The organism is Sphingomonas sp. Sphisp66 (genome assembly GCF_047324325.1).
Classification (GTDB): domain Bacteria; phylum Pseudomonadota; class Alphaproteobacteria; order Sphingomonadales; family Sphingomonadaceae; genus Sphingomonas.
On the sequence record NZ_CP168508.1, the window covers coordinates 1,148,396 to 1,175,060 of the forward strand.

Below are 26,665 nucleotides of genomic sequence, written 5' to 3' on the forward strand. Positions count from 1 at the left end.
GCAGAGCGAATGCGTCGTCTCTTCAAGAACTGGTGGTTCGTCACCATCACATGCGCGCTGATCGTCGCGCTGCTGTTCGCCCTCGGCCTGCCGATCTTCGTCAAGTTCCTGCGCCCGCTCTGGGTGCGGATCCTCTGCGTCGTCGTAGTCGCGTCGATCTGGGGCCTGTTCGCGTACCTCCGCCACCGCCGCCACAAGCGCGCCGCCGATGCGATCGCCGCCGAGCTCGCCGCGCCCGATCCGGCGGGCGAGGAGAGCAAGGCGCTTGGGGCACGGATGCGCGAAGCCGTCGCCCAGCTGAAGTCCGCCTCGGGCAAGCAGCGCAATTACCTCTACACGCGCCCCTGGTACGTGATCATCGGCCCGCCCGGCGCCGGCAAGACCACCGCGCTGCTCAACTCCGGCCTGCGCTTCCCCTTCGGCGACACCGCGATGAAAGGGGTGGGCGGCACCCGCAATCTCGATTTCTGGTTCGCCGACGAAGCAGTGATGGTCGACACCGCCGGCCGCTACACCACCCAGGACTCCGACTATCAGGTCGATAGCCGCGGCTGGACGTCCTTCCTGTCGCTCCTGAAAAAGAACCGCCCGCTCCAGCCGGTCAACGGCGTGATCGTCGCGATCGGGGTGGACGAGCTGCTCGCCAGCGATTGCGCGAAGATCGACGCGCATGCCGCTGCGGTCCGCCGCCGGCTCGTGGAAGTGCGCAAGACGCTCGAAGTCGCAGCCCCGATCTACGTCCTGCTCACCAAGGCGGACCTGCTCGCCGGCTTCACCGAGTATTTCGACGATCTCGACGTCGAGGGCCGCCGCGCCGTGCTCGGCCACAGCTTCGATCAGCCGCGCGGCCGCCCCTCGGCCGATGACGTGGCGAGCGCGTTCGACGAAGTCACCCAGGCCGTCGCCGATCGCCAGGCCAAGCGGCTGTTCGACGAAGTCGATCCGCTGCGCCGCGCGCTGTTGCTCGGCTTCCCCGCCCAGCTCGGCTCGCTGCGCGCCCGCGTCGCCCGCTTCCTCGAAGGCGCCTTCACCAGCGGCGACGAGCCGAGCGGCCAGTTGCGCGGCTTCTACCTGACCAGCGGCGTCCAGCAGGGCGCGCCGCTCGACCGCATCCTGGCCGGCATGGCCGACATCTATGATCGTCCCGCCCAGCCGGCCCAGGGCAGCGGCAGCTCCGGCCGTGCCTATTTCCTCAACCGGCTGCTCGGCGACGTGATGTTCGGCGAGGCCGGGCTGGTGACGATGGACCCCGCCGCCCGCCGCCGCCAGCGCGCCCGGCTGGTTGCCGGTCTCACCGCGATCACGGCGGTGGTGCTGCTCACTTTCACTGCCTGGGGTGTCAGCTTCGCCAATAATCGCGGCTTCCAGAACGACCTGCTGGCGAAGACCGAGGCCGCGCGCGGCCAGTTCCGTGAAGCCGGCATCGACCTGCAACAGGTCCGCGAGAGCGATGGCGACCTCCGCGCTGCGCTCCCCGGCCTCAACGCTTTGCGCAGCCTGCCGCGCGGCTATGCCGATCGCCAGAAAGGCGGCCCGCCGCTGATGATGACTTTCGGCCTCTACGAAAGCGGGCTCAGCAGCCAGGCCGAGGAGACCTATCGCGAGGCGCTGCGCCGCGTGATGCTCCCCCGCCTGATGCTGCGGCTCGAGCAGTACATGCGCGGCCATGGCGGCGACGCGATGGCGCTGTACGAGCCGCTCAAGGTCTATCTGATGCTCGGCCAGCAGGGCCCGATGGACGCCAAGACGGTCAAGCGCTGGATCACCACCGACTGGGCGACCGAAGTCTATCCGGGCTCGGACAGCAATGCCGAGCGCGGCCAGCTTTCCCGCCACCTCGATGCGCTGCTGGAGGACAAGAACCTCGCCGGCGTCTGGGCCGATCGCAAGCCGCCGCTCGATGGCGCGCTCGTCGCCAGCGCCCGCGCCGCGATCGGCACGCTCTCGCTCGCCGATCGCGCCTATGCGGTGATGAAGCAAAAGGCGGCCACCGCCGGCGCCGATTGGGAAGCGGCCAATATCCTCTCGCAGGGCGATGCCATCGCCTTCGCCGATCGCGAGAAGGTGCTCTCCACCCGCGTGCCCTATTTCTTCACCCGCGACGGCTTCGAGAAAAGCTACACGCTCGGCCTCGCCACCGTGCAGGAAGACCTGAAGCGCGATCTCTGGGTGCTCGGCGGCGATGCCGATACCGGCGGCGTGCGCGACGAGATGAGCAACATCCGCCCCGGCGTCGCCGGCCTTTATGCCAAGGACTATATCGCCGCCTGGGAGAGCGTGATCGCGGCGATGCAGCCGGCGGACTATTTCCGCGACCCCTCCGCCTTCGGTGCGATGACCAAGAGCCCGTCGCCGATCAAGCGCGTGCTGCTCGAGCTGCGCAAGAACACCATCTTCGCCGGTGGCGCCCAGGCGGTCGGCAAGCGAATGATCCGCGACCGGATCAACCGCTCGCGCATCGGCCGCTATGCCGGCGACGCCACCAATGGCCGGGCAGCGGGGCTCGATGCCGGCGAGGAGATCACCGCCTATTTCCAGCCGCTCCACGACTATGTCGGCGACGGCAAGGGATCGGCGCCGATCGACGAGTTCGTCGCCGCGGTGAAGCAGGCCGGCCAGGCGGTGATCGCTGCCCAGTCGGTCGGCGGCGGCGGCGGATCGGACGCCACCCAGGCCCAGATGGCCACCGCCATGGCCTCGGTGAAGGCAGCCGCCGCCGGCGCGCCGCCCCAGCTCCAGGGCTTCGTCAACGCCGCGGCCGGCGGCGGATCGGCGGCGCAGATCAGCGCCGCCAAGGGCGCCGTCTCCGAAGCCTATGCCCAGGTTGTCCTCCCGGCGTGCCAGGAGGTCGCGCAGGAGCATTTCCCTTTTTTCGGGGCCGCCGCGGCCAAGGATGCCCCGGCGGTTGATGTGCTCCGCGTGTTCGGCATGGGCGGCACGCTCGATGGCTTCGTCCAGCAGCGGCTGAAGCCGCTGATCGACACCAGCGGCCCGGTCTGGCGCTGGAAGCAGGACGATCCGATCGCGCGCACGCTCGATCCGGGCAGCCCCGAGCAGCTCGCCAAGGCAGCGCAGATCCGCGACCTGCTCGCCGGCGGGCTGCCGATCAAGGTGTCGATGGCCAGGTTCGGTCCCGGAGTGACCGCGGTCGAGGTGTCGAATGGCGGCTCCACCTACAAGTTCGATGCGACCAACAACCTGCCCAAGCCGCTCTTGTGGTCGGTCTCGGGCGGCCTGCCCGAGGCGTCGGTCGTGCTCTACCAGGCCGATGGGAAGGAGCTGCGCCGCTTCGAGGCCGAAGGTCCCTGGGCGCTGTTCCGGCTGATGGGGCAGGCGCAGATGGAGAATGCCGGCGCCCAGGGGATCCGCGCGACCTTCGGCGAAGGCACCGGCAGCGCCACGCTGGCGATCCAGCTGCCCAGCCAGCGCAACCCATTCAGCCGCGGCGACCTCTGGTCGTTCCGCTGTCCGGCGGCGCTATGAGCGCGCGCCTGTTCGGCAAGCTGCCGGCGCATGGCGATTTCGTCGCGCGCGGGCTCGGTGCGGCGGAGCGCGAGGCGCTCGATGCCTGGCTGTCGGCCGAGATGCTTGCCGCCCGCGAGGCGCTCGGCAGTGATTTCGAGGACCGCTACGACCGTGCGCCGCCCTGGCGCTTCGCCGGCACCGACGGGGCGGGCGTGCTGGTCGCCTCGGTCGACGGGGTAGGGCGGCGCTTTCCGCTCTATCTGGCGCTCGGCTCTCCGTCATCCTCCCCCGCAAGGGGGAGGTGGCGCGCGCAGCGCGACGGAGGGGGAGGTACGCAACCAGCTACCGGGTCGCATGCCTCCCCCTCCACCGCCTTCGGCGGTCCCCCTCCCCCTGGCGGGGGAGGATTGCCTGACGCCACCCGCTCAGCGGTCCTGGCTGGCGCGGGCGAAGATGTCGCCGCACAGATCGAGGACCTCGTCTATCGCGCGTTCGGAGAAGGCTGGGATGCGGATCGCCTGGCCGCGGAAGTTGGCAGTCTCGATCCGGCCGCCGAATCCGGCACTTCGGCGCCGCGCTGGTGGACGCTGGGCGGGGAGGGTTTCATGCCCGCGTTCCAGGACGGTGACCGGCCCGAGGGGCTGCTCGCGAAGATGTTGATTTCCGAGGTGAATGCATGAGCGCGCAGCTGCGTCTCGATAGTGTCGGCGGCACCCATGTCGGCCGGGTGCGGACCAACAACGAGGACAGCTACGCCGTCCGTCCGGAGCTTGCCTTCTGGGCGGTTGCGGACGGCATGGGCGGGCATGACAAGGGCGAATGGGCCTCGGCGGCGCTCACCGACGCGGCAGGCGCGCTGGTGCTGCCGACGGACTTCGACCTGGCCTGCACCGCGATCGCCGACATGATCCACGCCGCCAATGCCCATATCCATGGCGAGGCGGCACAGCGCGGCATCCAGATGGGCTCGACCTTCGTCGCGCTCCACTTCAACGGCAGCGCCTTCGCCTTGTTCTGGGTGGGGGACAGCCGCGGCTATGTGCTGCGAGACGGGGTGCTCCACCAGCTCACCCGCGATCACAGCCAGGTCCAGGCGATGGTCGATCGCGGGCTGATCCGGCCCGAAGAGGCGGCCGGCCACCCGATGTCGCACATCCTCGCCCGCGCCGTCGGTGCGCAGGCCGAGGTGGAGGTCGACGTCATCGTCGACGAGGCCCAGCCTGGGGACGTGTTCCTGCTGTGCAGCGACGGGCTGACCAACCGCGTCTCCGATGCCGAGATCGCCGAGGCGCTGGACGGGCATGGCCACCGCGAGGCGCTCGACTGGCTGATCGCGCTCACCCTCGAACGCGGCGCGCCGGACAATGTCACCGCGGTGATCATCGGGGTCAGCGAAACAACCCAGCTAAGCTTTGCCGCTACCGGGTTGGCGCGATGAGCGACCCCAAGGACGATCCGAAGACGGTGTTCGTGCCGTCCACGCCCGAGCCGGCGCCTGAACCGGCCACCGCGTTCCAGCCGGGCGAGCCTGCGACGGAGTTCCAGCCCGGCGGCGGCACCGGCTTCGCGCCGCGCGGCGAGGGGACGACGATCCAGGTCGGCGACGTCCTCAACCATCTGTTCGAAGTGAAGCGCTTCATCGCCCGCGGCGGGATGGGCGAGGTTTTCGAGGGCGTGAACATCAACACCGACGAGCGCGTCGCGATCAAGGTGATGCTCCCCGCGCTCGCCAAGGACCCCAACGTCGTCTCGATGTTCCGGCGCGAGGCGCAGACCCTGCGCCGGCTCCGCCACGATGCGCTGGTCCACTACATCGTGCTCGCCGAGGAGCCGCAGCTCGGCGTGCTCTACATCGTCACCGAATTTATCGACGGTGCAAACTTATCGCTCGAAATGCGCCAGTTGGGGCCGGATTCGTCCGAACTGCTCGCATTGCTCAAGCGCCTGGCGGCCGGCCTCGACACCGCGCACCGCCTTGGCGCGATCCACCGGGACATCGCGCCGGACAATATCCTGCTCGAGGACGGCAGGCTCGACCGCGCAAAGATAATAGACTTCGGGATCGCAAAGGAGATGGACCCGGGCACCGCGACCATCGTCGGCGAGGGGTTCGCGGGCAAGCTCAACTATGTCGCCCCCGAGCAGCTCGGCGACTTCGGCCGCTCGATCGGCCCCTGGACCGATGTCTACAGCCTGGCCCTGGTGATCCTGGCCCTGGCCCAGCGCGGCGACGTCAAGATGGGCGGCTCGCTGGTCGATGCTGTGGACAAGCGGAGGGCGGGCCCGGACCTCAGCGCGGTCGAGGAGCCCCTGCGCGGGGTGCTGGCCAGGATGCTTGCCCCCAACCCGGCCGAGCGCCTCCAGTCGATGGAAGCGGTGCTGGCCGAGGTGGCGAAGATCGAGGCCGTAACCCCTTCAAAAACCGACCCGAAGCGCTGGTGGCTGATCGGTGGCGGCGTCGGTGTCCTGGCGGTGGTGCTCGCCGGCGCGGGCCTGATGCTGACCCCGCGCGGCCCGGCCCCCTCGAAGACCGAGGCCCCCGCAGCCACGTCGAACGACCCGGTCCAGCTCGCCCGCTCGGCCATTGACGCGGCGCTGCCCTCGGTCGGCTGCACCTGGCTCCAGATCGTCGAGGTCGCCCCGGGCAAACCCGGCCCGGTCGCCCGGCTGACCGGTGTGGCCGGCAACCCGTCGGCCTCGCAGAACGAGATTTCCCAGGTACTTGCCCAGCGCAAGATCGAAGGGGCGAGCATCGATTTCAGCGAAGTCGCCCAGATCACCCAGTCGGGCTGCGCCGCGCTCGACACCTATCGCCAGGTCCGCGCCCCGGACTCGCACCAGCTCAGCGTCCCCCAGCGCAAGTTCGAGATGCGCATGCAGCCCGCCGACCCGACGCTCAGCGGCTATCCGGGCGAGAAGGCGGCCAATGTCGTCCTGCAGATCGCCATCGCCAATCCCAAGGACGATATCGCGCTGATCGGGCTCGAGCCCTCGGGCGTGATCGATCCCGAATTCTCGGGCCCCGGCACCGGCGTGCTGGGCCGCGAGGGGCTGAAGAAACTCGCGGGGCAGACCCGGATGGTCACCGATCGCGGCGGCGACCGCTTCCAGATCCAGCTCGACGTCAACCATCCCGGCTGGTCGGGCGTGCTGATGATCAGCGGCAAGGGACCGTTCGACCAGGCCCTGATCGCCCCGCCGCTTGGCGGCCGCGGGCCGGAATGGACGAACAAGTTCGTCTCCCAGGCGGCCGCCAATGGCTGGCAGACCCAGATGGTGTGGTTCAAGGTGGTGGATGAGGTGACGGAGTAGACCGGGCTCCCGTGAAAATAACCCGTGCTCCTGCGAACGCAGGAGCCCAGAGCCGCAAGCGCATCATTCGTGACCCTGGGCTCCTGCTTTCGCAGGAGCACGGGGTTCTGCTTGAAACTACCCCCTTCGCTGCGCCCGCGACTGCTCCTCATAGGCGCGGCGGAATTCCTTGGCGAAGACGTCCATGAACGCCTCGTCCGATCCTTGCGCGACCCCGCCGAACTCCTTCTCATAGGCCTGCCACAAGGCAGCGTCGCGCGCGCCGGGCAGGATCCGGGCGAGCAGCCCGCGGCTCTCCGCCCGCTGGCGGATCGCGGTCGGCGAGAAGCGGTCGAGCGTCGCCCGCAGCGCGCCCTGCATCGCGCGCAGTGTCGCGATCTGGTGCGATTGCAGGTCGAAGAACGCGTTCTCGATCGCCGGCCCCGCGTCCTGGAAGCCGCGTGCCGGCGGGTTGAGCAGCGCCGCGATCGCCTCTTCGGGCGTGCGCGCGAACTTGATCGGGTTGTTGCCGTCGACTTCGAACGCGGTCGATTCCGCGCCCATCTGCGACTTGGCCCGCGCCCGCGCCTCGAGCATCACCACCAGCCCGGCGACCAGCCGGTGCAGGACTTGCCCGGCGCGGTCGAGCAAGGCGGGATTGCGCTGCTTGACGCTGCCTTCGACCCCCGCGGCGCGCAGGAATGCCTCGATCAGCGCATAATCCGGTGCAGGTGGCGGGACTATTGGTGGGGCCGGCTGGGCGGCGCCATTCGGCCCGGCGGGGCTGGCCGCAGGCATGGCGAAATGCTGTTCCGCTACCGGCGCGCCGATCGGCGTGGGAGCGGGGATGTCGCGCGCACCGAAGGGCCGGGCAGGGGCAACGCCGAGCGCCTGTTCGGTGCCGACCGGACGGATGCCGAGCGGGTCGCCATTCTCCTGGATCGGCTGGCCGAAGCCGCCGCGCGCCCAGTCGACGACATTGCCTTCGGCGAGCCGGCCCCAGATGTCGTCGGGCGCCGGCGCGGGCGGGCGGTCCGGCGCGGCGCTCGACCAGCCCGAGGCCGGCTGGGCGTCGGGTGCGGGCGTATGCCAGGCCGAGGCGACGGGCGCCTCGGGCGCGGGCGGGGCGGGTGCCCAGCCCTGCGCGCTGTCGGAGCGCGGGCCCCAGCTGTCATTGTCGCTCGGCGCCGAGGGGATCGGTGCGGCGCCCCAATTGCCGGGGGAGGGCGGCGGATCCCAGCCGGTGGCGGGGCGGTGCGAGACCGGTTCTGCCGGGAGCGGAGCCGGCGCGGAGGGCGCATTCCCCCAGCCATCCCATTGCGAAGCCGCATGGGCATGCACCGGTGCGGCGGCACCCAGCGTTGCGCGGACCTCGTATCCGCCGATCGTCAGCATGTCGCCGTCCACCAAGCGGTGCGGCTGGGTCAGGCGTTCGGGACGGCCGTTCACGAAGGTGCCGTTCATGCTCAGGTCGCTGAGCAGATAGGCGCCGTCCTGGTAGCGGATCTCGCAGTGGCGCGACGAGATGTGGTTGCGCGGATCGGGCAGGCACCAGTCGCAATTGGGCGAGCGGCCGATCAGCGCGCCGCGTTCGTCCAGTACGATCTCCGCGGGCACGCCATTGTCGAGCGTCGTGCGGCCGAGATTGGCGATGGCGAGGCGGAGGGTCATTGCCGGGGCTGGATCCCGTGCTCGGCGATCGCCTCGGCGCGTTCGAGCGCCTGGGCGAAGAAGCCCCTGGGATCGGTGCTGCGCCAGGCCGCCTGGACGACCGCGACAACCGCCAGCCGGTTGGCGAGGCCGGGGGCGGGCTGGACGGGTGCGACGCCCTCGGGCGCGATCGAGCCGCCGCTGTAGAAGATCGCCGTCGCCAGCGTCCGCTCGGGCGCCTCGCGATCGGCGGACTGGGCTGCAGCATAGGCGTCGCGGCGCTTCGCGTCGTCGGGATCCTTCAGCCACAGCCGTGCCCGCTCGATCGCCGTGCGCTCGGGGGACGAAGGGGTGGTGGCGGCAGGGTCGATCAGCCCGGCCGCCCAGTGGATCGCCTCGCGCCGGGGCAGGGCATGGCCGATATAGGCGACGGCCTTTGCGGGATCGGCCGCGCGCAACGCAGCGTAATGCGCACGCACGGGGACGTCCGGCGCCGGCAGCTCGGCGCCGCGCAACTCCATCAATTCCCCGACCTGGCGTGCCCGAGTGAGATGCACGCTACGCCACGGCTCCATGCACGGCCCCCTAGTTGATCTTCACCAAACCCCCGGTGAGCGTCAGCGTTCCCTTGCCGTCGACCGCGGTCTCGGGCGAGTTCATCGTCACCGAGCTGTTGCCGTTCACTTCGATCACCGGCGAGGTCATCGAGATCGATCCCGGCTTCATCTCGATCTTCGAATTGCCGACCTGCAGCACGATGCTGGTGTTGGCGGTCAGCTTGAACGACTGGGTGACGTCGATGATGTCGTCCTTGCCGACCTTCGAGTGGCGCTGGGCGACGATGGTGAGGTTCTGGTTGTTGCCGATCTCGACCGTCTCGTCATTGACCACCCCGCGCGTGCGGTCGTGCCCGACATTGACCGTCTGGTCCTGGCCGACATGGTGCGTCTCGGCCAGGCGGATGCGCGTGTTCATGTCGCGCTCGGCATGAACGTAGATCTCCTCGGCGCCGCCCTTGTCCTCGAAGCGGATCTCGTTGGCGCCGGGCGCGCCGCTGTCCAGCGGCTGGGCGTTGGGATAGTCGCCGGTCTCGCCATAGCGCTTGGTGCGCCACAGCGCCCGGGTCTTGTTCCCCGGCAGGTCGTAGATCGGCATGTGGTTGGCGTTGAACACGCGGCCGACTACCACCGGGCGATCGGGATCACCGCCGAGAAAGTCGACCAGCACCTCATGCCCGACGCGCGGCAGGATCAGGTTGCCCAGGCCGCCTGTCTGCGAGACGCGGATCCAGCAGGTCGCGGACTCGCCCGGCGTCGGCCCGCGGTCCCAGTGGAAGCGGACCTTCACCCGCCCGTACTTGTCGGTGTAGATTTCCTCGCCCGCCGGGCCGGCGACGATGCCGGTCTCCAGCCCCTGCACCACCGGGCGCGGAGTCGATTGCGCCGGGTGGAAGCGCGTCTCCGCCGGGATCGCCTCGAACCGCACGTTGAACGAGGTCTCGCGCGCGCTCTGGCCGCTGCGATAGCTCTCGGCGACGATGCTGTGATAGGCCGAGGTGATCAGATAGTCGCCGTTCATCCGGCCGACATGGTGGTTGGTCACGCCGACCTTGAAGCCGGTCGACAGGCCCGCCGATTGCGAGGAGCCGGTGAACACCCGCCGTTGCGCCCGCGCGCCGGCCAGCATCGTCTCGCTGCGCTCCCCGCCATGCGTCTCGACCGAGCCGGGGTCGATCGACTCATGGTAGAAGCGGCCCGGATAGACATAGATCTCGCGGTCGTCGCGCTCGTGCTGGCCCTCGCTCTCCGACTTGGCCTCGACGAAGCGGTTGGGCGCGCGGAAGTCCCAATCGCGCACCGTCACCTTGGAGCCCGCCTGGGTGCTCACCCGCTCGTGCCAGCTCTGCAGGTAGAACTTGCCCTGGCTGGCGCGCTCGGCAGAGTCGGCCGAGAAGACCGAGACCGAATTGGGCGCATAGGTGATGCTAGGCGGAGTGCCGGCGACATGCGACGACGGCGCGTCGCAGATCACCATCACATGGCTGTCGGCGCCGTGGCGGAAGAAATAATACCAGCCTTCCTCCTCCATCAGCCGCGAGGCGAAGGCGAAGTCGCTTTCCTGATACTGGACGCAATAGGTGCGCGGGCGCGGCGTTCCCGACAATTTGAATTCGAAATCCGAGATGCCGGCGTTCTGGAACACCTGCTTGATGATGTCCTGTGCGGTCAGGTCCTGGAAGATCGCCATCGACCGGCCCTGCGCCAGGAAGAAGCTCCAAGGTTTCAGCACCAGCCGGTAGCGATGCCCGGTCGGCGATTCGTCGATATATTCGCCCGAGATCACCAGCCCGTGGAAGTGGCGGCGCAACTCGCCGTCCTCGCTCACCTTCAGGCCGCAGGGTTTCCCCAAATGTGGCTGAATGTCGACCTCTAATGGCGAGAATATGTCGACGGTTATGGTGAAAGGAGAACTAAGGGTCTCCATGGAGTCGATTCGTTCGAGCTCTACCTGCTCGTCCTCCAAATCGATCGTCATTTCTGAAAGTCTTGACGTGCCTGACAACGCGGCCTCCGACCTTACTCTTGCCCGATGCTCTTACGCTTGGGGAGCGAAACGGTTCAAGTCGGCGCGACGAACCGTTCCACTTTCATTTCGACCGTTCTATCGTAACGGCCCGTCGTTAAGCCGGCTTGCGAACGTTACGGACCCATTTTAGACTTGGCGCGTTCTCCGGGGGTGGGAAGCCAGCGAGGACGTGCATGCGTATTGCGTACCTGTCGACGATTGCCGGCACTGCGTTGCTTTTGGGCGTTCCGCCCGCGGCTGCGCAGCAACAGGCCGAGCCTAGCGTCGAGGGATATCTCTGCACCTTTGCCGGCAAGTGCGGCAAGGCGCCGGAGGCTGAGCAGCCGACTCGGGCCGCGCCGGCGACCAAGGGGTTCCGGATCGCGCGGCCCGGCACGCCTGCCGCGGCCGTCAGGCCTGCCGTCCGTGCCGCGAGCAGCGACTATCGCGCCCCGCGCGCGGCCGCACCCGTGCCGCGTCGCGGCGGGAGCGGTTATCCGAACTACACCCCGGCCTCGCGCGTGTCCGAAGGGCCGCGCGCCGATCTGATGATCGGATTCGAGCTCAATTCCGCGCAGCTGACCGGCGACGGCATGGCCAAGGCGCGGATCTTCGCGCGCTCGCTGCTGATGCCCGAGCTGCGCGACAAGCGCTTCCTGATCGAGGGGCATACCGATTCGCTGGGCGGCGTGCCGTTCAACATGGAGCTGTCGCGCCGCCGTGCCGAGGCGGTGGCGGCCTATCTCTCCAGCCAGGGCGTCGAGCGGTCTCGCGTCGAGATCCGCGGCTTTGGGCCGAGCATTCCGCTCCCCGGCCGCCGTGCCGACGACCCGCATAACCGTCGTGTGGAGGCCAAGCTGATTTCCTGATCCCGTCGCGGCTTTCGTTTGATTTCGAAGGAGAGGGATTTGTCGGGAATGTGCAGGTGTTGATGCCGATTGGCGAATTGCTCGCGCCCGTATCGGAGGAGTCTCCGGGCGGGCTCGACCTGTATGACGATCCCGAGCGCCAGCAGATCGAGCAGGCGTTCGAGGAGGAACCTGCGGGCGTCGACTGGCGCGAGATCGTCTCGAAGATCGAGGCGCAGAGCCAGCGCACCAAGGACCTCTGGCTCGCCGTCTATCTCGCCCGCGCCGGCGCGCGGATGGGGCGGCTCGATGTCGTCGTCACCGGCTGCGAGATGCTGGCCGGACTGCTGGAATCCTATTGGGACGTGCTCCACCCCTCGCTCGAGGAATATGGGCTGCAGGGGCGCAAGGCGCCGTGCGAATCGCTTACTCGGATCGGCACCTTCCTCGGGCCGCTCAAGCGGATCGCGCTGATCGAGCATGCCCGGCTGGGCGACTACAGCGCCGAGGATCTCGAGCGGTTCGAGAATGAGGGCGAGGGCGCTGACGGGTTCGGCATGTTCCGCCATGCGGTGAGCGAACTGCCGGCCGATGCGCTCGCCGGCACGATGGTGTCGCTGCGCGCGATGCGATCGGCGATGGAGCGGGCGGACCAGGCGCTGATGGCGCATGCCGAGGGCGACACCGGCACCGACTTCCGGTCGGCCTACCAAGTTATCGATAACATGCTGCGTTGGATAACGCCTTATTCGGCAAATCCAGAGGAGGAAGCCTCGGCCGAAGGTGTAGATTCTGGAAACGAATCGGAAACTATATCCGCCCCGCAGAAAAGTTTCGGGCGCGTGGAATCGCGTGAAGATGTTGCGCGTGCGCTCGACGCAATCGTTGAATATTATGCACGCAGGGAACCAACCAGCCCGATACCCGTTGCACTGCGTCGAGTAAGGGGGTGGATCAACATGGATTTCCTCGCAATTCTACGGGACATCGCACCGGGCGGCATGCACGAGGCGGGTTCCGTATTGCTTGCGCGCCCGGAGGAAGAAAGCTCCGGATACTGAAATAGATCCCTCAAATCCCTGACTTTTTTGGATGATGCCCGAAAGGGGCGACGAAAGGCGGATCCGATGGTTGCAAAGAGTGGACAGCGTTTCATCAAGGAGAACCGGGCGCCGCGCGTCCATATCGAGTACGAGGTCGAGACCTACGGCTCGCGGCAGAAGATTGAACTGCCCTTCGTGATGGGCGTGCTCTCCGACCTTTCGGGCAAGAGCCATGTCGAGAAGAAGGATCTGTCGAAGCGCGACTTCGTCGAGTTCGACATGGACAATTTCGACGAGCGCATGGAGGCGATCGCGCCGCGCGCCGCCTTCACCGTGCAGAACACGCTGACCGGCGAGGGCAAGTTCGGCGTCGACCTGACCTTCAAGTCGGTCAACGACTTCACCCCGGGCGAGGTGGTCAAGAACGTGCCGGCGCTCGCCCAGCTGCTCGAGGCGCGCCAGCAGCTCCAGGACCTGCTGATCTACATGGACGGCAAGGAAGGCGCGCAGGACCTGCTCGAAAAGGTGCTCAAGGACCCCGCGCTGCTCTCGGCCCTCAGTTCGGCCAAGGCGGCGGCGAATGACGAGACCGCGAGCGCGGCTCCGGTCGAGCAGGCTTGAAAGGGAAGATAGGCGATATGGCGCAAGAGGCACTTCAGCAGGCGCAGCCCCAGGCCGAGGCCGTCCAGTTCGACGAATTCTCGGCGCTCCTCCAGAAGGAGTTCAAGCCCGCCGACGACATCCGCAAGAACCGGATCGAGGAAGCGGTGCAGACGCTGGCGCAGCAGGCGCTGCAGGACGCGGCGATCATCGGCGACGACGTCTATGCGACCGTCGACGCGATGCGCGCGGCGATCGACCGCAAGCTCACCGAGCAGGTCAACCAGATCATCCACCAGGAGGAGTTCCAGGCGCTCGAGAGCGCGTGGCGCGGGCTCCACTACATGGTGATGAACACCTCGACCGGTAAGGACATGAAGATCCGGGTCATGAACATCTCGAAGGAGGAATGTCGCAAGATGTTCCGCCAGTATCGGGATGCGGCCTGGGATCAGAGCCCGCTGTTCAAGAAGGTGTACGAAAGCGAGTTCGGCCAGCTCGGCGGCCAGCCGTACGGCGCCTTCGTCTGCGACTATTATTTCGACCACACCGCGCCCAACCTGGAAGTGATGAAGGGCCTCGCCAAGATCGGCGCGGCGGCGCATGCGCCGTTCATCGCCGCCGCGGCCCCGCCGCTGTTCGGCATGGAGAGCTGGACCGAGCTCGCCAATCCGCGCGACCTGGGCAAGCTGTTCGACGCGCAGGAGTACATGGCCTGGCGCTCGTTCCGTAACTCGGAAGACGCCCGCTACATGGCGCTGACCATGCCGCGCTTCCTCGGCCGTCCCGTCTATGGCGCGAAGACCGAGCCGGTCGACGAGTTCGACTTCGAGGAAGAGACCGAGGGCGCGCACGACCAGCATCTGTGGCTCAACGCTTCCTATGCGATGGGCACCCGGATCACCGAGGCGTTCAACACCTATGGCTGGTGCACGCGCATCCGCGGCGTGGAATCGGGCGGTACGGTCGAGGACCTGCCGACCGCGACCTTCCCGACCGACGAGGGCGGCATCGACCAGAAGTGCCCGACCGAGATCGCGATCTCGGATCGGCGCGAGGCGGAGCTTTCGGCGGCGGGCATGCTCGCGCTGATCCACCGCAAGAACACCGACCAGGCGACCTTCATCGGCGCGCAGACGCTGCACCGGCCGAAGAATTACGAGAATGTCGACGCGACCGCGAACGCCAATCTCTCGGCCCGCCTGCCGTACATCTTCGCGAGCTGCCGCTTCGCGCATTACCTGAAGTGCATGGTGCGCGACTGGGTCGGCGGCAACCGCGAGGCCGACCAGCTGCAGCGCGACCTGCACAATTGGGTGCTCCAATATGTCGACGGTGCGCCAAGCTCGTCGAGCGAGGAGACCAAGGCGCGCCTGCCGCTGAAGGACGCCAAGATCGAAGTTACGCCGGATGAAGAGAATCCGGGTTACTACAAGGGCAAGTTCATGTTCGTTCCGCACTATCAGCTGGAGGGAATGGATATTGCCCTGAGCATGGTTTCCAGACTCCCACGGGCCAACTGAACTTTAGGTCATTTGGTCGCTAGGGCGTTGTACTGAAGCATATCTGCAATAGTGCAAGTAAATATACGTCACGCAAGTCCGCGTATCTATGGAGGTAGGTGATGGCAGTTGATTTGTTCCTGAAGATCGATGGCATCGAGGGTGAGAGCCAGAAAAAGGGCCATGAGAAGGAGATCGACATCGTGTCGTTCAACTTCGGCGCGGCCCAACATGGCTCGTTCCACACCGGCGGTGCTGGCGGTGGTTCGGGCAAGGCCGAGATCCGCGACATCTCGATCGTCAAGGAAGTCGACAAGTCTTCCCCCAAGCTGTTCAGCGCTTGTGCTTCGGGCAAGCACATCAAGGAGATCATCATCTACTCGCAGAAGGCGGGTGATGATCAGCAGCCGCTGACCTATTACAAGATCAAGCTGGAGGACGTGATCGTGTCCTCGGTCGACAACCAGGGCGCGAGCCATGGCGATGCGATCATGGAATCGATCGTGTTCAACACCGCCAAGGTGACCTTCGACTATCAGCCGCAGAGCCGCTCCGGCAGCAAGGATGGCGGCGTGGTCACGGCCAGCTACGACATCCGGCAGAACGTCGCCGCCTGATCCTGAAAGGTTCAGCGCCGATGTCGGATGCCGACACGCTGCTTCGTTCCGGCGATCTCGACGGTGCGCGCTCCGCGCTCGTCGAGACCGTCCGGGCGGAGCCCGCCAACCAGCAGGCACGGATGTTCCTGTTCCAGCTTCTCGCCGCGGCGGGGGAATGGGACAAGGCCCGGCGCCAGCTCGATACCCTCGCACAGCTCTCGGGTGAGGCGCAGATGCTCGCCGTGGCCTATGGCCAGGCGATCGATGCCGAGCGCGAGCGTGCCGAGGTCTTTGCCGGCCGCGCCCGCGCGCGCCAGCACGTCGCCAGCGACTGGCTCGAGGGCGTGATCGACGCCATCGAACATTTCGCCCAGGGCCGCATCGCGGAGGGCGAGGGCGCTCGCGACGCTGCCTTCGATGCCGCGCCCGATGTGGCGGGCAGCTTCAACGACATTGACTTCGACTGGATCGCCGACGCCGATGCGCGCTTCGGGCCCAGCTTCGAGGCGATCATCGGCGGCCGCTATGGCCTCCAGGCCTTCGACCAGGTGGCCAGCATCACCAGCGAGGGGCCGCGCGACCTGCGCGACCTGATCTGGTATCCGGTGCAGATCGCCTTCCGCTCCGGCCAGTCGGTCGCCGCTTTCCTGCACGCCCGCTATCCCGGCTCCGAAGCCGCTGCCGAGGTCTCCGAGCGGCTTGGCCGCACGACCTCCTGGGCAGATACCGAATGGGGCCAGGCGGGATCGGGCCAGCGGCTCTGGACTCTGTCCGATGGCGAGGATCAGGCGCTGCTGTCGCTGCGCACCCTGAGTTTGCGTTAGCCATGGCCGTCCGCCAGCGCCTCACGCCGACGCTGTTCGACAAGCTGGTCGCCGACCTCGAGATATCGGGGCTGCGCGACATCGAGTCCGAGACGCCCCAGGTCGCGCGCGAGAAGTTCCGCCACTATGCGGTGCCCAGGCTCGACCGCTTCAACGAGGCGGCGCTGCGCGCGACGATCCGGCGCGAGCTGGCCTGGCTGCTCAACACCACCAACATCGAGGCACTGCACGATCTCGAGCCCTATCCGTATGTCCAGGATTCGGTGCTCAACTATGGGCTGAGCGACCTGGCGGGCAAGGCGCTGACCCGGCGGGCGATCCTCCAGCGCGCCCGCGAGCTGCGCAAGGCGATCCGCCGGTTCGAACCGCGGCTGGCGGGGGAGTCGCTCACCGTCGATCCCGCCGAGAACCCGGACAAGCCGAACACGATCACCTTCGTGATCCGCGGCGACATCACCGCCGCCGCGCACGCCATGCCGGTCAAGTTCCGCACCGAGGTCGATCCCGAGACCGTCGCTGTCGACGTCACGGAGTAGCGCAGATGGATCCGCGCCTGCTGCGCCATTACAATGACGAGCTGGCCTATCTCCGCGAAGCCGCGCGCGAGTTCGGCGAGGAGCATGAGGAAGTCGCGGGCCGGCTTGGCCTCAAGACTCCGACCGATCCCGATCCCTATGTCGAGCGCCTGCTCGAGGGCGTGGCGTTCCTCGGTGCGCGGGTGCAGCTCAAGCTCGCCGACCAGTATCCCGAGTTCACCTCGCACCTGCTCCATGCGATCCAGCCGCATTACCTCGCGCCGATGCCGTCGATCTGCGTCGCCGGCTTCGATCCCAAGGAAGGCGACCAGGTGCTGCTCAAGGGCCACAAGGTCCCGCACGGCACCCAGCTGACCGCCTTCGCCGCCAGCCAGGACAATGCGCCGGTCATCTTCCGCACCGGCCATGACGTGACTTTGTGGCCGATCAAGCTCGCCGAGGCGGAATATCTTTCTACCCGCGCGGCGGTGGCGCCCTATGCTGCGGCGGCGAACGTCCGGGCCGAGGCCGGCCTCCGCCTGCGCTTCGTGGCGACGCCGGGGGCGGAGCTGCCCAAGGTGCCGGTCAAGGAGCTGCCGCTCTATCTCCACGGCGCCGAGGCGGTGCCGAACGAGCTCTACCGCCAGCTGATCGGCGAGACGCTGGCGGTGCTCGGCCGTTCCGCCGATGCGGTGCCGAACGCCCCCTGGGTCGCGCTGCCGGTCCCCGAGCAGGTCGGGTTCGCCGACGAGGAGGCTTTGCTCCCCGCCGACCAGCGCGCCTTTCGCGGCTACCGCCTGCTCTCCGAATATTTCGCCTGTCCCGAGCGCTTCCTGTTCGCGAAGCTCCGCGACCTGCACCGGGCCTTCCAGTCCTCCCCGCGCGCCTGCGACGTGGTCCTGCTGTTCGGCCGTTCCTCGCCGGCGCTCGCCCGGGCGGTCGACGCCAGCAACTTCAAACTGTTCGCCACGCCCGCGATCAACCTGTTCGAGAAGCAGCTCGACCGCGTCCAGGTCCGCCCGCACGAGCATGAGCTGCACGTCATCCCGGACCGCACCAAGCGCTACGACTTCGAGGTGTTCCGCCTCACCGAGGTCAAGGCCTATGCCCGCGACAATGTCGATGCCCGCACGGTGGCGCCGCTCTACGCTTTCGGGGCACTGCTCTACGACTGGCGCGAGGCGCTGTTCTACTCGACCCAGCTGCGTCCCCGCCGCCTCTCCACCCGCGAGCAGCGCCTCCGCCGCCGCAGCGAATATGTCGGCACCGAGACCTGGATCAGCCTGACCTCGCCCGGCGACGCCTCGCGGCTCGATGACGTTCATGAACTCGCCGTTCGCGGGCTCGTCACCAATCGCGAGCTGCCCGAGCTGCTCACCTTCCGTGGCGACAAGCACTTCACCGTCTCGGGCGTGCCTGCCCGCGCCGTCTCGGTGCTGCGCGCGCCGACCCGGCCGCGCCCGCCGCTCGGTCTCGGCGACGCCGCCTGGCGCGTGATCGCGCACCTCACCCCCAATTACGTCACGCTCGCGCCCGAGGATCATGACGACCCCTCGGCGCTGCGTGACCATCTCGCGCTCTACGGCCGCCAGGACGATGCCGTCCTCCGCCGCCAGATCGACGGCGTGCTGGGCATCAGCTCGTCCAAGGTCATGCGCCGCGTGCCCGGGCTCGACCGGATGGCGCTCGCCCGGGGGCACAAGATCCGCATCAAGCTCGACGATGCCGCCTTCGACAAGGGCGGCATGTTCCTGTTCACCGCCGTGCTCGAGCGTTTCCTGGCGGAGTTCGCCAGCATCAACGCCTTCACCGAGTGCAGTTTCTTCAGTCCGAACGAAGGGGAGTTCGCGCAATGGCCGCCGAGGATGGGGCGCCAGCACAACATCTGAGCTTCCTGCGCCGCGTCGGCGAGCAGGCACGGAAGTTCGGAATGTTCCCCGCGGTTCGCGGGGCGGAGGCGCGTGCCCCCCATCTGCCGCGCCTCGGCCGCGCGCGCCGCCCCAACCAGAGCGTCGTCGACCTCGCCCAGGTGCCGGCGATGCACTTCCCGGCGCCGACCCTCCACTCCGCCGAGCAGCGCGGCGAGCGCATCCAGCTCAACGGCTATTGGCTGGGGCTCACCGGCCCCAACGGCCCGCTGCCGATCCACCTCACCGAATTCGCCACCTTCGAGCATCGCTATGCCAAGCGGCGCCCGTTCGGGCGCTGGCTCGACGTGCTGGCGAACCGGATGCTGCAATTCTTCTTCCGCGCATGGGGGGATTCGCAGCCGGTCGTCCATGCCGACCGGCCCGAGGATGATCGCTTCGCCGGCTATCTCGCTGCGCTCTCGGGCGCGACCGAAGGCGTCTCGCCCAGGGCGCTGTTCACTGCCCAGGCGCGCGTCCATTACGCCGCACTGTTCGCCGGCCGGCGCAGCGCGATCGCGATCGAGGACGCGCTCGGCCATCTCCTCGGCCAGCCGGTCCAGGTGATCGAATACCGCCCCCGGTGGCGCGACATCCCGAAGGAAGACCGCAGCCGGCTCGGCCGCAGCTTCGCCACCCTGGGCGGCGACCTGGTGCTCGGCGACCGCATCCGCATGGCCTCGGACGCGTTCAGCGTGGTGATCGAAGCGCGCTCCTTTGCCGAGTTCGAGAAGCTGCTGCCCTCGGGCCCGCGCTTCGCCATCGCGTCGGAAGCGCTTGATGCCTTCGCGCCGAGCCATCTCGAATGGGACATGCGGATCGAAATCGCCGAGCGGAACGTTCCAGCCGCGCGGCTGGACGGACGCACGCGGCTGGGCTGGACGGGCTGGATAGGCCCGCAGCCGAGCGACCGCATCCGATCGGACGCGCACCTGCGGCGGCTCAAGCCCGCCCATGCCGCACTTGGGGGACTTTGATGACGGAAATCAGCCGCTCTGCTCTGTTCGGTCGCCTGGGTCCCGTGCCGCTCAAGGCGATCGAGACTGCGACCAGCTTCTGCAAGATGCGCGGCAATCCCTATGTCGAGCTGGCGCACTGGGTGCACATCCTGCTCCAGGACCCGCGCAATGACGCTGCCGCGATCCGCACCGCCTTTGGCCTCAACGATAGCAAGCTGATCGAAGACACGGTCGCGGCCTTGGACGCACTGCCCCGCGGCGCCACCGCGATCTCGGACTTCGCGCCGCAGATCGAGGAAGCGATCGAGAAGGGCTGGCTCTACGCCTCGCTCCAGTTCGGCGCAGGCCGGGTGCGCAGCGGCCATCTGCTCTACGGCATGCTCAAGACGCCGACGCTGCGCAACGCGCTGTTCGCGCTGAGCCCGGAATGGCGCAAGGTCCAGGCCGAGAAGCTCGGCAGCGACTTCGACCTGGTCGTCCAGTCCTCCGCCGAGACCACCCAGCGCGACGCGGCGCCCGCCGCAGCAGGCGGTGAAGATGCCCCCGCCAGCACCGGTGTCGCCGGCCCGGGCGAGGCGCTCGGGAAGTATTCGATCGACCTCACCGCCAAGGCAAAGGCGGGCGAGCTCGACAGGATCGTCGGTCGCGACGCCGAGATCCGCCAAGTGATCGACATCCTGCTGCGCCGCCGCCAGAACAACCCGATCCTGGTCGGCGAGGCGGGTGTCGGCAAGACCGCGGTGGTCGAGGGCTTTGCCCGCCGCATCGCCGATGGCGACGTGCCGCCGGCGCTGCAGGGCGTTTCGCTCCGTACCCTCGACATCGGGCTGATGCAGGCCGGCGCCAGCGTGAAGGGCGAGTTCGAGAAGCGGCTGCGCCAGGTGATCGACGAAGTCGAAAGCTCGCCCACCCCGGTGATCCTGTTCATCGACGAGGCGCACACGCTGATCGGTGCGGGCGGGCAGGCGGGAACGGGCGATGCCGCCAACCTGCTCAAACCGGCGCTGGCCCGCGGCCGGCTGCGCACGATCGCGGCGACCACCTATGCCGAATACCGGCAATATTTCGAGAAGGACCCGGCGCTCACCCGCCGCTTCCAGACCGTCGATGTGAGCGAGCCCGAGACCGACAAGGCGATCGACATGATCCGCTCGGTCGCGCCGATGATGGAGGCGCATCATCAGGTCGTGGTGCTCGACGAAGCGGTGGCAGCAGCGGTTACCCTGTCGCAGCGTTATGTCCCGGCGCGGCAGCTGCCCGACAAGGCGGTGAGCCTGCTCGACACCGCCTGCGCCCGCGTCGCGGTGTCGCAGCATGCCACGCCCGCCGCGGTCGAGGATCGCCGCCGCAAGGTCGAGCTGCTCGAGGTCGAGCGCGAGGTCGTCGCCCGCGAGGCGAGCGGCCAGTACCGCGCCGACGATCGCCTCGCCAAGATCGACGAGGAACTGGTCGAGGCCCGCGCCGCCCGCGACGCGGTCGAGGCCAAGTGGAAGCGCGAGGAGCAGGCGCTCGACACGGTCGTCCAGGCTCGCGCCGCGCTGCGCGATGCCCGAGCCGAGGCCGAGGGCGAGCCGGCCAACGAAGCCGAGCTGCGCGACGCGCTCGATATCGCGATCGCCACGCTGCGCGAGGCGCAGGAGGACACCCCGATGGTGTTCGGCGTGGTCGATGCCGATGCGGTCGCCGCGGTGGTCGGCGACTGGACCAGCATCCCTGTCGGCCGGATGGTCAAGGACGAGATCCAGAGCGTCCTGACGATCGCCGACCAGCTCAAGGCGCGCGTCGTCGGCCAGGATCATGCGATGGACGCGATCGCCAAGCGCATCCAGACCAGCCGCGCCAAGCTCGACAATCCCAACAAGCCGGTCGGCGTGTTCATGCTCTGCGGCCCCTCGGGCGTCGGCAAGACCGAGACTGCGCATGCGCTGGCCGAATTGCTTTTCTCGGGCGATGATTCGCTGATCGTCATCAACATGAGCGAGTTCCAGGAGGCGCATACCGTCTCCACCCTCAAGGGCGCGCCCGCCGGCTATGTCGGTTACGGCCAGGGCGGCGTGCTGACCGAGGCGGTGCGCCGCCGGCCCTATTCGGTGGTGCTGCTCGACGAGGTGGAGAAGGCGCACCCGGACGTCCATGAGATGTTCTTCCAGGTGTTCGACAAGGGGTTCATGAACGACTCCGAGGGGCGGTTCATCGATTTCAAGAACACGCTGATCCTGCTCACTTCGAACGTCGGCACCGATCTTGTCATGCACCTGTCCGAGGATGACGAGATGAAGCCCGAGCCCGAGGGGCTGGCGACCGCGCTGCGGCCCGAGCTGCTCAAGGTGTTCCCGCCGGCGCTGCTCGGCCGCCTGCTCGTGCTGCCCTATTATCCGCTGAGCCCGGCGATGCTCGCCGGCATCGTCAAGCTGCAGCTCGGCCGCATCGTCCGGCGCCTCGCCGATAACCACAAGATCCGCCTCAGCTTCGCGGACTCGGTGGTCGACCTGATCGTCTCGCGCTGCAACGAGGTCGCCTCGGGCGGGCGCGTGATCGATGCGATCCTCACCAACACGATGCTCCCCGAAATGTCAATCGCGCTCCTCGAGCGCCAGATGCGCGGCGAGGATGTCGATGCCATCCATGTCGATGCCGGGCCCGAGGGGTTCAGCTATGGGTTCGAAAGCGCGCGCGACAGGAAGCCGGAACCGACCGAGAAGAATAATGATGCGGTGGAACGGGTTCCTGAAGCGGTGAACGAAGGATAATTCACAGATCGTGCAGTAGATAGTCATTCCGCTGCAAGATAACGCAAAGAAGCATATCTAGTCATGCCAATACGGCATCAGTAGGGAGTAGGGGTATGTCAGCGGCCTTGCAGGGTTCAGTCGGATTGAATGGCAATAATGCCCGCGGCGATACGATCGCGGTGCAGAGTTTGCTCACGCGCGCCGGGATGAAGCTCGGCCTGATCGACGGCCGATGCGGGCCGAAGACGATCTCGGCCATCGTCAATTACCAGCGCAACCTGATGCGCAATCCCGACGGTCTGGTCGAGCCCAACGCGACGACCTGGCGGCACCTGACCGGGCAGGGCAGCGCCGCGCGCACCGCTGCGCCCGGCGGCGTCCGTCCGTCCACGCCGACCCGCAACGTCACGCCCGTCCGCACGCCACCGCGCGTGGCCGCGAATGGCAATGGCAATGGCGGTGGCGGCGCGCCGGCGATCATCGGCCGCGCGACGCCGCCGGCGGCTGCCGCGCCGACGCCCGGCAACAGCTCGACCTCCTACACCACCTTGGTGCCGCGTCCGGACCGCACCACGCTCAACCGCGGGCTGACCTCGCCGGCCAACCGCGTGCTGCTCGCCAAGTTCGGCGCCCCGCGCGAGAATTACAGCCAGAACGACCAGCCGATCACCAACGCCAAGCTGGCGGCGATGATGAGCACGGAGTCGGTCGGCCCGTTCCGCGTCACCGGTCTGCGCCCGGCGGTGGCCAGCCTGCGCGAGGTGCTGTCCGACGTGCAGCGCTCGATCCCCGATCTCTACAATTCGCTCAGCTCGGCGGGCATGAAGGTGGTCCGCAACGTGCGCGGCTCGTCCACCTCGATCTCGAACCACAGCTGGGGCACCGCGATCGACCTAAAGATCAACGGCAAGCTCGACGTCCGCGGCGACAACAAGGTCTATCACGGCCTCGTCCTGCTCGCTCCCTTCTTCAATGCGCGTGGCTGGTATTGGGGCGCTGGTTTCCGAACGGAGGATGCAATGCATTTCGAATGTGGCGCCGCACTCATCGCGACTTTCCCCAACCCATGAGCGCGCGGATGATCCTGGGCGGCCTTGCCGCCGCCGCGCTGCTCGGCTGCCATCCCGTCGTCGCCTCGGGCAACAACCAGGCGCCGGCGAATGTCGCGGCTGAAACGCCCGTCGTCGCCGCGCCCGTGAACGCATCGGTTGCCGCCGATGGCCAGCTGGCCTGGTCGCAGGATCCCGGCAGCAAGTGCCGCTTCGTCGCGCCCAAGTCGCTGACCGCCGGGCCGACCAACTGGATCGGCGAGTGCCCGGGCGGCAAGGCATCGGGCCTTGGCGTGCTGGTGCGGCGTGACGGCGGCAAGGCGACCGCGACCTTCTATGGCGAACTGCGCGAGGGCGTGCCGGTGATCGGCGCGATCAACGTCGATGGCGGCTATGTCGTCGGCAAGTTCACCGGCGACGATCTGGTCCAGGGCGATCTCGAGCCGCAGGTGCGGATCGACTCGTTCAACGTCGCGGCCAAGGCGGCGCGGGCGGCGAGCGCGCGGTTCCAGGCGCAGAAGAATGCCGCCTCGGCGCGCTTCTATGCCGATGCGGCCAAGCAGCTCGATCTGCAGGTCGAATGAGCGAAGCCGCGCCCACGGCCTATGACGCGGTCGCCTATCCCAGCGCGATCTTCAGCCAGACGGCGCCCGATCGGCTGGCGACGATCGCGCGGCTGGCCGGCCTGTCGCCGCCGCCGATAGCCGGCGCCCGCGTGCTGGAGATCGGCGCGGGCGACGGGATGAACCTGCTCGCGCTCGCCGCCGCCTGGCCGCAGGCGCATTTCACCGGCTTCGACCTCGCGCCCACCGCCGTGGCGCGGGGCGAGCGCTGGCGGGCGCTGGCGGGGATCGAGAATGCCGAACTACGGGTGCTCGACATCCTCACCGCCGCCGATCATCTCGATGGGCCGTACGACTATATCGTCGCGCATGGCGTCTATGCCTGGGTGCCGCAGGCGGTGCGGGAGGCGACGATGGCGCTGATCGGCCGGCTGCTGTCGCCGGACGGCGTCGCCTTTGTCAGCTACAATGCGATGCCCGGCGGCCATATCCGGCTGGTGCTGCGCGAGGCGCTGCTGCTCCGGCTCGAGGGGCTGGAAGGCACCGAGCGCTGGCAGGCCGCGCGCGACTATCTCACTGCGCTCGCCGCCGAGCCCGAGGGGCGCGAGAACCCCGCCCAGGCCGCGCTGCGCGACGCGGCGAAGCACACGCTCGACAAGCCCTGGTCGGTATTGTGCCATGACGAGCTCGGCCCGCATTTCCACCCGCAATCGCTCTCCAATGTCGTCTCAGAAGCATCCGCTAACGGCCTGCAATTCCTGGGGGATGCCGATCGCGAGCGGATGGGTGACGCCTTCCTGCCCGACGATGTGATGCCCCAGGGGGATACCACCGCCCAGCTGGTCCGCCTGCTCCATGTGCGCGATGTTCACGACTTTCGCTTCTTCCGCCAGACCCTGCTCGTCCGCGACACCGCCACGCCGAAGCGCCGCATCGACCTCGACGCGCTCGGCGGACTCTACGCGGTAACGCGCTGCCACCGCGACGCCGACGGCATGTTCCGGATGAACGCCAATGTCTTCGAGGTGCAGGACGCGCCGCTCGCCGAGGCGCTTGGCCGGCTGGTCGATGCCCGCCCGGCGCGCATCCGGGTCGGCGAGTTGGTCGACACGCCCGCCCGCAAGCTCGCGCTGTTCGAGATGTTCGACGCCGGCCTGATCGACCTGTGCACCGCCCCCGCGCCCTATGCCGCCGAGGTCAGCGAGCGCCCCCGCGCCAGCCCGCTGATCCGCGCGATGCTCGGCGAGGGGCTCGAGAATATCTGCACGCTCGATCACCGGCTGATGACCATTCCCGAGTTCGGCCCGCGCCATGTCCTCGCGCATCTCGACGGCACCCGCGACCGTGCCGCCCTCGCAGCGGTGGCCCGCGAGGCCGGGCTCGACAGCGACGAGGCGCTCGACAAGGGCCTGCGCACCCTGGTGACCGAGGGGCTGATCGCGGCATGATCCTGACCGCGTTCCTCGCCCTTGCGATGGCGCCGCAGACCCTGCCGAGGCAGGTCCGCGCCTATGTCGCGCGGCGGGAAAAGTGCGACCATTTCCGCGGCGAGGACTCGCCCGACGAAGCGCGGCAGAAGGAAATCGAGGCGGCCACGATACGGTTCTGCACCGGGGCGGACCGGCAACTGGCCCGTTTGAAGCGCCAATATGCGCATAACCGCGCGGTGCAGCGCCGGCTTGGCCGCTACGACCCGCGGATCGAGGACTGAACGTGCCGATCACCGGATCCGTAGGCCGAGGCGGCGCCAATGTTCCCGCCGATGTCGCGCAGGTGCAGGAACTGCTCAACCTGCGCGTCGGCGAGATGGGGCTGCAGCCGCTGCCGACCAATGGCGTGATCGACAACGCCACTATGGCCGCGATCGGCCGCTACCAGTCGCTGGTGCTGGGCGGGCGCTCGGACGGGCGGGTCGATCCCAATGGCCGGACCTGGACCGCGCTGGCCGACACCCAGCCGACCACGTTGCTGCGCGACCGTCTCCGCGCCCAGGCGGCACTGCCGAGGCTAAGCGGCGCGGCCTGGTTCAGCGCCAACGAGGCGCGCTTCCCGAATAGCGACCGCGTCGCCGACCTGGCGCCTGCCTTCGCCACCCAGACGAGCAGCTTCATCGCCGCGCTCCAGCGCGCCGGCGCGACCGTCCGGGTGAGCGCGACCCTGCGCAACCGCAACCGCGCCTGGATCATGCACTATGCCTGGCAGGTCGCCCACGGTGCGGTCCAGCCCGGCGCAGTGCCCGCCAATCCGGAGGTCGACATCCTCTGGGACCATGGCGACCCGACCGTCTCGCGCCGCGCGGCCCAGGCGATGGTCAACCTGTTCCACATCGCCTTCAAGCCCTCGCTCACCTCGAACCATATCGAGGGCACCGCGATCGACATGACGATAAGCTGGGACGGCCCGATCGACATCCTCGACGCTGCCGGCCAGACCCACAGGATCGACCAGCCGCGATCGGGCAACACCAACACCGATCTCCACGCCGTGGGCGCGACCTATGGCCTGCTCAAGCTCGCGAGCGATCCGCCGCATTGGTCCGCCAATGGCCGTTGA

22 protein-coding genes are annotated in these 26,665 nt (G+C 68.1%); 19 read left to right on the top strand and 3 right to left on the bottom strand.

The window, feature by feature from the left end; translation table 11 throughout:
• The first annotated feature begins 9 nt into the window (after nt 1-9).
• Genes tssM through ACEN8G_RS05540 form a run of 4 tightly spaced genes read left to right on the top strand, consistent with a single transcriptional unit; the run spans nt 10 to nt 6,777 of the window.
• Entirely contained in the window at nt 10-3,483 is a 3,474-nt protein-coding gene (gene tssM / locus ACEN8G_RS05525) for a type VI secretion system membrane subunit TssM (protein WP_413415742.1), read from the top strand.
• Nucleotides 3,480-4,145, top strand: coding sequence for a type VI secretion system-associated protein TagF (tagF, locus tag ACEN8G_RS05530; RefSeq protein ID WP_413415743.1), 666 nt, complete (start codon nt 3,480-3,482; stop codon nt 4,143-4,145). The genes tssM and tagF overlap by 4 nt, the downstream gene beginning before the upstream one ends.
• A complete protein-coding gene (locus ACEN8G_RS05535) occupies nt 4,142-4,903 on the top strand; it encodes a PP2C family protein-serine/threonine phosphatase (RefSeq protein ID WP_413415744.1) in 762 nt (253 codons plus the stop codon). The genes tagF and ACEN8G_RS05535 overlap by 4 nt, the downstream gene beginning before the upstream one ends.
• A complete protein-coding gene (locus tag ACEN8G_RS05540; RefSeq protein WP_413415745.1) occupies nt 4,900-6,777 on the top strand; it encodes a serine/threonine-protein kinase in 1,878 nt (625 codons plus the stop codon). The genes ACEN8G_RS05535 and ACEN8G_RS05540 overlap by 4 nt, the downstream gene beginning before the upstream one ends.
• A gap of 117 nt (nt 6,778-6,894) precedes the next feature.
• On the opposite strand, the gene tagH is transcribed toward ACEN8G_RS05540, so the two are convergent.
• The 3 genes from tagH to ACEN8G_RS05555 are packed head-to-tail and all read right to left on the bottom strand — an operon-like array spanning nt 6,895 to nt 10,941.
• On the bottom strand, nt 6,895-8,427 hold the full coding sequence (tagH, locus tag ACEN8G_RS05545; protein WP_413415747.1) for a type VI secretion system-associated FHA domain protein TagH: 1,533 nt from the start codon (nt 8,425-8,427) through the stop codon (nt 6,895-6,897).
• The gene (locus ACEN8G_RS05550) at nt 8,424-8,981 is read right to left on the bottom strand and encodes a DUF6931 family protein (protein WP_413740752.1); all 558 of its coding nucleotides are present in this window, start codon (nt 8,979-8,981) and stop codon (nt 8,424-8,426) included. The genes tagH and ACEN8G_RS05550 overlap by 4 nt, the downstream gene beginning before the upstream one ends.
• 10 nt (nt 8,982-8,991) lie before the next feature.
• Nucleotides 8,992-10,941: a type VI secretion system Vgr family protein gene (locus tag ACEN8G_RS05555; RefSeq protein ID WP_413415749.1), complete on the bottom strand. Its 1,950-nt coding sequence runs from the start codon at nt 10,939-10,941 to the stop codon at nt 8,992-8,994.
• A gap of 224 nt (nt 10,942-11,165) precedes the next feature.
• Between ACEN8G_RS05555 and ACEN8G_RS05560 the strand changes: the two genes are divergently transcribed.
• The 15 genes from ACEN8G_RS05560 (at nt 11,166) to ACEN8G_RS05630 (ending at nt 26,665) form a co-directional block, all read left to right on the top strand.
• Entirely contained in the window at nt 11,166-11,840 is a 675-nt protein-coding gene (locus ACEN8G_RS05560) for an OmpA family protein (protein WP_413415750.1), read from the top strand.
• 62 nt (nt 11,841-11,902) lie between these two features.
• The gene (locus ACEN8G_RS05565) at nt 11,903-12,880 is read left to right on the top strand and encodes an ImpA family type VI secretion system protein (RefSeq protein WP_413415773.1); all 978 of its coding nucleotides are present in this window, start codon (nt 11,903-11,905) and stop codon (nt 12,878-12,880) included.
• Between the two features lie 66 nt (nt 12,881-12,946).
• Nucleotides 12,947-13,483 (top strand): type VI secretion system contractile sheath small subunit, encoded by a 537-nt coding sequence (gene tssB / locus ACEN8G_RS05570; RefSeq protein ID WP_307118440.1) that lies wholly within the window; start codon nt 12,947-12,949, stop codon nt 13,481-13,483.
• A gap of 17 nt (nt 13,484-13,500) precedes the next feature.
• The gene (tssC, locus tag ACEN8G_RS05575; RefSeq protein ID WP_413415751.1) at nt 13,501-14,985 is read left to right on the top strand and encodes a type VI secretion system contractile sheath large subunit; all 1,485 of its coding nucleotides are present in this window, start codon (nt 13,501-13,503) and stop codon (nt 14,983-14,985) included.
• Nucleotides 14,986-15,086: 101 nt separating this feature from the next.
• Complete coding sequence (locus ACEN8G_RS05580; RefSeq protein WP_307118442.1) at nt 15,087-15,581, top strand: Hcp family type VI secretion system effector; 495 nt, start codon at nt 15,087-15,089, stop codon at nt 15,579-15,581.
• Between the two features lie 20 nt (nt 15,582-15,601).
• The gene (locus tag ACEN8G_RS05585; RefSeq protein ID WP_413415752.1) at nt 15,602-16,387 is read left to right on the top strand and encodes a type VI secretion system accessory protein TagJ; all 786 of its coding nucleotides are present in this window, start codon (nt 15,602-15,604) and stop codon (nt 16,385-16,387) included.
• Between the two features lie 2 nt (nt 16,388-16,389).
• Nucleotides 16,390-16,923, top strand: a complete 534-nt coding sequence (gene tssE, locus ACEN8G_RS05590) for a type VI secretion system baseplate subunit TssE (RefSeq protein WP_413415753.1) — start codon at nt 16,390-16,392, stop codon at nt 16,921-16,923.
• Between the two features lie 5 nt (nt 16,924-16,928).
• The gene (tssF, locus tag ACEN8G_RS05595) at nt 16,929-18,791 is read left to right on the top strand and encodes a type VI secretion system baseplate subunit TssF (RefSeq protein WP_413415754.1); all 1,863 of its coding nucleotides are present in this window, start codon (nt 16,929-16,931) and stop codon (nt 18,789-18,791) included.
• Nucleotides 18,755-19,786: a type VI secretion system baseplate subunit TssG gene (gene tssG, locus ACEN8G_RS05600; RefSeq protein WP_413415755.1), complete on the top strand. Its 1,032-nt coding sequence runs from the start codon at nt 18,755-18,757 to the stop codon at nt 19,784-19,786. Before tssF ends, tssG begins: the two co-directional genes overlap by 37 nt.
• Nucleotides 19,786-22,518: a type VI secretion system ATPase TssH gene (gene tssH, locus ACEN8G_RS05605; RefSeq protein WP_413415756.1), complete on the top strand. Its 2,733-nt coding sequence runs from the start codon at nt 19,786-19,788 to the stop codon at nt 22,516-22,518. Before tssG ends, tssH begins: the two co-directional genes overlap by 1 nt.
• Nucleotides 22,519-22,679: 161 nt before the next feature.
• Nucleotides 22,680-23,570 (top strand): M15 family metallopeptidase, encoded by an 891-nt coding sequence (locus tag ACEN8G_RS05610; protein ID WP_413415757.1) that lies wholly within the window; start codon nt 22,680-22,682, stop codon nt 23,568-23,570.
• Nucleotides 23,567-24,133, top strand: coding sequence for a hypothetical protein (locus ACEN8G_RS05615; RefSeq protein WP_413415758.1), 567 nt, complete (start codon nt 23,567-23,569; stop codon nt 24,131-24,133). Before ACEN8G_RS05610 ends, ACEN8G_RS05615 begins: the two co-directional genes overlap by 4 nt.
• The gene (locus ACEN8G_RS05620) at nt 24,130-25,560 is read left to right on the top strand and encodes a methyltransferase domain-containing protein (RefSeq protein WP_413415759.1); all 1,431 of its coding nucleotides are present in this window, start codon (nt 24,130-24,132) and stop codon (nt 25,558-25,560) included. Before ACEN8G_RS05615 ends, ACEN8G_RS05620 begins: the two co-directional genes overlap by 4 nt.
• Nucleotides 25,557-25,823, top strand: coding sequence for a hypothetical protein (locus ACEN8G_RS05625; protein ID WP_413415760.1), 267 nt, complete (start codon nt 25,557-25,559; stop codon nt 25,821-25,823). Before ACEN8G_RS05620 ends, ACEN8G_RS05625 begins: the two co-directional genes overlap by 4 nt.
• A gap of 2 nt (nt 25,824-25,825) precedes the next feature.
• Nucleotides 25,826-26,665: a peptidoglycan-binding domain-containing protein gene (locus tag ACEN8G_RS05630; protein WP_413415761.1), complete on the top strand. Its 840-nt coding sequence runs from the start codon at nt 25,826-25,828 to the stop codon at nt 26,663-26,665.